Below are 6516 nucleotides of genomic sequence, written 5' to 3' on the forward strand. Positions count from 1 at the left end.
GGTATTTTAAAGTCCCAAAAGCCTTTCGATCCAACTTATTTGCTCGCTACCCCTTGACAGATCAAGACAGTATCTACGAGACATTGCTAAATTGTGGAACATTCGCAGACAACCATTCCGAGCGCAACTTTTCAATAGCTAATTCTTTAAATTTAGCTTCTACTTCAATCCAAGGAGCTTGATAATAGCAATTAGGCATTTCTGTAATTAAATCGCTGTGGCGCGGATCGGCAAAAAATTCTCTGCCATTTGATATGTGTACTAATTGCCATTCAGGAACAGACCAAGTTGTGCGGGCTGCTGCGAGCATTTCGGCAACGCTGGGATCGTCGTAAGTTTCTAAATGTTCGTGAATGACGTGGTGGTGGGCGTCAAAAACCATTGGTACGCCGGTATCGAGACAAACTTCTAAAATTTCCGAGGAACTGTAAGCGTATTCGTCATTTTCAAAGGTTAAGCGCGATCGAATAGATTCTGGCAAGTCGCGGATGACTGATTTGAGCTGCGAAGTGCGATCGCTCTTGCCGCCGTGAATGTTCATCAGTGCCTGGGGCGATCGGGGCTGTCCCAACATATCTAAAATTAAAGCATGAGTCGCCAGAATTTTAATGCTGTTTTCAACCACAGAAAGCTTGTCAGAACTGAGGACGACAAATTGATCCGGGTGGAGTACCAAGCGGATGCCCAAAGAAAGAGCGCGATCGCCGGTATTCCGCAATTCCTCAGTCATGGAGTGTAGCACTCCTTCCCCCAAATCTGTATCTGCAAAAGGGAACAGTGCAGAAGTCATGCGGTAGAGCTTAATTTGATTAGCAGAACAGAAGTCGATAGCTTTGTCAAGCCGCTTTAAGTTGTCTGTATAAAGCTCGCGCAATACTGTTTCTTGTTCAGTTTCTGAAAGCTGTAAAAGTCGCTTCCGGGTGACAGTGCGAAAGCGCACTGCATCGGATGTTGTAATACAGACTAATCCCAATTCCGGCAATTTTTTCTGTTCCACTACTTGGTTAATCCCGCTCATTTAGCAATAATCCCTAACTTTAATTTTATGTTAAATAGGTTTTTCGTAACGACTGGAGTTTTTAGTCTTGAAGTTTTTAGGTACTACTGAACCTGCCTAAAGATCCCGGCAGAGATTGAAATCGCTGGAGGACTCTGGAAGTGCAAGGTGTAATTAGTACAAACGGGATTTTTTTATCAAACATCTAATGAACCGCCTTGCAGATAGCATATCGATGACAATTAAATCGATATAACTATTGCTGTTCTTCGCCAGAATCAGCCTCTTCGTGCGGCCGCCCGGTAGCCGCAGGATTTTCCATTGCTTCGTCATGGAATGGATAACCGGAGGTTTCTTGGTTTAGCGGGTCAGCGGGTTGGTCGTCTGGGGATGTAATTTGACCGTTAGTGTTGGTATTGGGTGTTGTGGAAGAGCCTTTATGGCTGGCGTGACCGCTACTCATCTTTTTTTCCTCAATTAGGTCGATCTAACAATTTCTAGCTTAGACTTAGCTGCGGCGGGCGATCGCCTATCTTAAGTCAGAGATGTTGCTTAATAGTTGAGGATGCTATAGCACTCCTCGCATCAATTGTGAAATCTTTCTCTGATCTTATCAACATTCGCGTCAATAGCGTCTTGGCGGTTTGTTGAAAAAAAAGCTTGTTTCGCGTTTACCGAAAGGATTGCTATATCTCCTAATTTTTCCTATTTCTCTTTTTCAATCAACTCCGCAAACGCCCTGACCTGAGAATGCTAATAATCAACCAAAAACCCAAAAAACTCGCGGCCCCAAACAAACCAGTGCTCAGAAAAGATAACTGAGCAGTTTGTGCGTTAGAAGAAATAATTGCTGCCCCTATAATCAGGGAACCCACGACAATACTAAAAGAAAGTCGGTTCGCAGAATCCCCTAGAGTGCGGCGTAGCGGGTCGAGTTCTTTTAATGTCAAGTTCCACTTCAAAGTTTCCGAAGTAACCCGGTCTAAAAGCACTTCCACCTGTCGCGGAGATTGCAAAGATAAGCTTTTCAGATCCAGGGCCGTTCTTAAAAGAGCTTGGATTGGATCGTCTCCTAATAACTGACGCCGAAACATATCGGTCATCAGCGGTTTGACCTGCTCTACAATATTAAACCGGGGATTAAAAGAGCGTGCCAGTCCTTCCAAATTAGCTAGAGTTTTTGCATACAAACCGAGATTGCTGGGCAGTCGAATTTTATTTTTTCGGGTGATTTCCAGCACCTCATAAAAAATTTCCGACAAGTTCATTTGCGACAAGCTCACATTGTAATACTTGCGCAGCATTCGAGCTAAATCGTTTTCGAGATTTGCTAAACTTTTCGGCTGAGCAAATTCTGCCATTTCCAAAGTTAATTGAGCGCAGCGCTGAGCATCTAAATCGACAATTGCCAACAACATTTCGGTCAAATTCTGCTGAGTGCGCGGGTCTAATCTGCCGACCATACCGCAGTCTAGCAGGGCTATCCGGCCATCTTTGAGATAAAACAAATTGCCGGGATGCGGGTCTGCGTGAAAGAATCCGTCGATGTACAACTGCTGGAAGAAAACGCGGCAAAGCAGCGTTGTAATTTCTTCGCGTTCGGCATTTACATCTCCTTTGTGGCGAATTCCTTGCAAATCGCCTAACAAAATTGGGACTCCGTTCAGCCACTCCATTACTAAGAGTTTTTTTGTAGTTAACTCCCAGTTAATTTCTGGTAGGACAACTTGTGTGGGGTCAAACCAGCGACTTTTAGATAAATTGCGGCGCAGTTCGTCTGTGTAGCTGGCTTCTTGAATGAAGTCTAATTCTGCACGCAGGGCGATCGCAAATTCTTCAGCTAAGGCGACAATATCGTATTGTTGACCGAAGTCTGTGAGCATGACAAGTTCTGCCAAACCTCGGAGTACGGCGATGTCTTGTTCGATGACGATATCAATACCGGGGCGCTGAACTTTGAGGGCGACTTCGCGACCGTCTTTTAAAGTAGCTTTGTGGGTTTGGGCGATGGAACCTGCGGCGATCGCCTGAGTGTTAAATTTAGCGAAGGTATCTTCCAGAGATTTTGTGAGTTCCATTCGGACGATGGCTTCTACTTCCGACCACGGTACGGGTGGTACTTCCGCTTGTAGCGTGGAGAGGGTTTCGATATAGCTGGCGGGTAAAAGGTCGGGACGGGTGCTCAGCAATTGACCCAATTTGACAAAAACTGGGCCTAATTCGACGAGGATGTTGCGGAGAACTGCTGGAGTTGGGAGACTGGGTGCGTCGGTTTTGCGGCCGGTTAGGAGGCTTTTCATGTAGTCCCAACCGTTGCGGAAGACGACCTCTAGAATTTCTCCTTTGCGAGAAGTGTTTTGAACTAGGCTAAACAAGGGGCCTCCGGGTCGATCGGGTTTAAGGGCTATATAACTACTAGGATAGCGCTGTTGACCGGGCTGACCAGTGTCTTGGGGAATAACTTGGGGGAAAGGGTGGGAATGGGCGTGAGAGTTTTGGGGCGTGGGGGCGATCGATTTTTGGCTTTGGCATACTCCTCATCGTTTACACTCTTACAGCATTTGATAATCAGATATAGCTTGCTGATAAAAAATTTTTTCTTTGTTGTTAGCTTGGGTAGCTAACATCCTTTGCTACTTATAGTTAGAAGAAATTGAATTGCACAGGATTGTCTAAAGAAGGGAAAAAATATTTTGCATCCCCTAGTTGTAAAATATCTTGAAAAGATGTTGCCCTCTGTCGATTACCCAGACTGGAATAAGTGGATTGAGAAACAGCCTAAAGTATTTTTACCAGAAAGCGACTGGCGATTAAATAAAATCCCTATCAAGTGGGAACAATTGTGATATCCCATTGAGGCAGGATGGAGGAGCGATGCCAGAACCCGAGGTACTGTTCTAGTTCCGAAGATAGAACCTTAATCGCCTTTTCATAGGTCGTTTCTCGCAAATGTACAATTGATTTGAGTCCCTGCCACGTCATATTTGCAGCGAAGTTGACCGCTTGCGGCTTCCCGTTAACTTGTGGGCTGCATCGAGGAATGTCGCGAATCATTGCATCACTCAGCATCTTCTGGCTTTTTTGCGATCTAAAGAGGAGAGGCGATCGCCAATGGTGGCATTGCCTCTCCTCTATTATGCCTGGGACTTTATTTTTTCCCAAGTCCCTAACTATTGACGATTCCTAAAAAAGGATTAATCAATCAGTTGCGGCGTAGGAACTTGTGCATTAATGTCTGCCTGAGAAAACGAGGGCAAGGCCCAAGTTGTCTCACCCGCCTTAAAAACTTTAGCAGGGGTAATATTCAATTGAATTCCACCTGTTCCTGCACTCGTTTTAGCAACTAGCTGCGTACCATCTACAACCTTAATAGCAACCGGTTCAGTCAAAGAAAGCGCTTGAGCCGCTGGCCCTAAAGTAGCTTGAGCCCCTGCTGGCAAGTAAATACCATCGCAATCCCAATCATCATCTGTAATCTCACCGGCTGCCAGGAAATAAAGTTGCGTGGGCGATTTTTTCGGCTTATTAGCATAAACTGCCAGCGTTTGCCCGGTTTCATTACGGCACTGAGCCCGCTTTGTAGCAGTTTCGAGCACGTACTTCTGCTGTTGCAATTCGGCCAACCGCTGTTGGTACTGTTCAGACGTATAACCGGCAGTGGAAGGATCGCTCTGAGCTGACAAAAGTTGATTCAATTCCTGTGTCACTTCCGCATAGTCAGCTCCCTTTGTGAAATCCTTGCCGGCCCAAGAAGGCTGAGCTACAGCTAAGTTTACGAAAAGCACTAAAGCTACCAGAATTACTTTGAAAAACTTGCTCATTTTTGTTGTCCTTTGTGTAATAAATCAGAGTTTGTTCTTATAAAACCCCTCCACTTTGCTGAAGTTATAAATTATTTATTTTTCAACTTCAGCAAAGTGGAGGAAACTTGAACCCTAGTTTACCTCAAATTTTTCGACTTGAGGTGCAGTCTCTAACGATTGATAACTGTCTTTAAGCAATGTCAGCAGCCACAAGCAACTGATAGCTACAGTAACTACCGTTAAACCGAGATCTTCTAGAGTATGGCTATCGAGCAGGATCAGCGTACCCAGACCCATTAGAACGAAGGGAACAAGGGAATTACCGTAGTGGACAAGTAGGCTCGCGATCGCGCTCATGCGAGTTAGTTGATAAGCCACATAACACCAGACACCCACTAGCAAGAAAAAGACGCTCAGAATCACTAGCAGGCTATCCCAAGTGCAGTTAGCAAACAACGGGACATAAATCCCCACATTATCACCTCCATTAGCAAATGTAACCGCAGCTACACTATAAGTTTGTGGGGATAAAATACTAGCAAAAATAGTGGATGGAGGGGAATCTGTAGCTGTATTTTCATCATCCGCCTCTGTATCTCTATTTAGCAGGCGGCTGACTCCAATGGCAATTGGTACTAACCCCAACATCCCCACCCAAGGGCGCGGCACCATCATACAGCCAAAGAAGCTAGGAACGCTAAGCAGGACCAGTGCTGCGAACCCAAGATATTGTCCTGTAACAATGTGTTGCCGTCGAAAAACAGCATTGACTTGGGAGAAAAACAGCAGCAAGATGACAATATCATCTAAATTTGTGGCGGTGAAAGCTGTAAAACCTGTGGAAATAGCGGTAATCAATGGGTTCATATCTAACTCCCTAGATTGTGATGGTAGGATTGATGGAACAGTGCCGGAGATTAATTGATGTTGAGGTATTTTTTTCTTAAAATTGTTACTAAACAGATGGGCTACACCGACGCTATAACTCACTCAGTAGTAACGTTGATTGTCACAGTTTGAAATAGGTTGATGCGGATACAGAATGTGTTGAGGGCTTTTGAGTTGGAAGTAAAATGGGCATCACTTCTGTATATTTTGATGAGTAAAAGTTCGATTTAAATAGTTGGGGAAATAGTATGGGAACTTCACGCTTCTGCTTCTGATAGGAAGCAGACGGCTTAGCTGCTTTATTAACTTCGGTAATTGCCTTAACGGGGGCTGGCATCACCATCATTTTGATGGGACTGACAGATTGCTGTTGCTGATTGAGCTTTTCCATTAAATCAGGAATGTGGTGGCTTAATCGATCGATCTTTTCGTGCAGTAGTACCACATCGTGAGCGGCTTTGAGATTAACTTGATGATTGTAGAGATTTTGTTCGCGTTCGGCATCCGACTGGCGGTTTTGACTCATTAACACGATCGGTGCAGTGTAAGCAGAGGCAAAGGAGAATACTAAGTTGAGCAGGATGAAGGGCTGCTGATCCCAGTGAGGAAGGCCCGGTGTCAGGTTCGCGCCCACCCACCCGGCGAGGATTACTGTCTGTCCAATCAAAAACGGCCACGAACCCACTTTCGCTGCTAGGGTATCTGCTAAATGCTGTCCGCGAGTTAAGGCTTTTTCCTCTGGTTTTTGAGGCGTAATACCATTTTTTTAAAGATGTGATAGACTTGTGTAAAAAGTAAAGGAGAGAATTACAATGTCTGGTCGTCCTC

6 protein-coding genes are annotated in these 6516 nt (G+C 45.0%); all 6 read right to left on the reverse strand.

What is annotated here, in order from left to right; all coding sequences use genetic code 11:
* Positions 1-73 precede the first annotated feature (73 nt).
* The 6 genes from uvsE to QUA53_RS28310 all read right to left on the reverse strand — a co-directional run bounded on the left by uvsE (position 74) and on the right by QUA53_RS28310 (position 6373).
* Positions 74-1018, reverse strand: a complete 945-nt coding sequence (gene uvsE / locus QUA53_RS28285; RefSeq protein WP_333101095.1) for a UV DNA damage repair endonuclease UvsE — start codon at positions 1016-1018, stop codon at positions 74-76.
* Between the two features lie 235 nt (positions 1019-1253).
* On the reverse strand, positions 1254-1460 hold the full coding sequence (locus QUA53_RS28290; protein ID WP_333101097.1) for a hypothetical protein: 207 nt from the start codon (positions 1458-1460) through the stop codon (positions 1254-1256).
* A 259-nt stretch (positions 1461-1719) separates the two neighbouring features.
* Positions 1720-3372, reverse strand: coding sequence for an AarF/ABC1/UbiB kinase family protein (locus QUA53_RS28295; RefSeq protein ID WP_333101099.1), 1653 nt, complete (start codon positions 3370-3372; stop codon positions 1720-1722).
* 819 nt (positions 3373-4191) lie between these two features.
* On the reverse strand, positions 4192-4818 hold the full coding sequence (locus QUA53_RS28300) for a hypothetical protein (RefSeq protein ID WP_333101101.1): 627 nt from the start codon (positions 4816-4818) through the stop codon (positions 4192-4194).
* Between the two features lie 114 nt (positions 4819-4932).
* On the reverse strand, positions 4933-5667 hold the full coding sequence (locus QUA53_RS28305) for a cadmium resistance transporter (protein ID WP_333101103.1): 735 nt from the start codon (positions 5665-5667) through the stop codon (positions 4933-4935).
* A 142-nt stretch (positions 5668-5809) separates the two neighbouring features.
* Positions 5810-6373: a DUF1003 domain-containing protein gene (locus QUA53_RS28310; protein ID WP_333101105.1), complete on the reverse strand. Its 564-nt coding sequence runs from the start codon at positions 6371-6373 to the stop codon at positions 5810-5812.
* Positions 6374-6516: the final 143 nt, after the last annotated feature.

Source organism: Microcoleus sp. Pol12B3 (genome assembly GCF_036701355.1).
Lineage (GTDB): Bacteria > Cyanobacteriota > Cyanobacteriia > Cyanobacteriales > Microcoleaceae > Microcoleus.

Excerpts from the sequence above, each read along its gene's own strand:
- uvsE (WP_333101095.1), bottom strand. The coding sequence starts at position 1,018 with ATGAGCGGGATTAACCAAGTAGTGGAACAGAAAAAATTGCCGGAATTG.
- QUA53_RS28290 (WP_333101097.1), bottom strand. The coding sequence starts at position 1,460 with ATGAGTAGCGGTCACGCCAGCCATAAAGGCTCTTCCACAACACCCAAT.
- QUA53_RS28300 (WP_333101101.1), bottom strand. The coding sequence starts at position 4,818 with ATGAGCAAGTTTTTCAAAGTAATTCTGGTAGCTTTAGTGCTTTTCGTA.
- QUA53_RS28305 (WP_333101103.1), bottom strand. The coding sequence starts at position 5,667 with ATGAACCCATTGATTACCGCTATTTCCACAGGTTTTACAGCTTTCACC.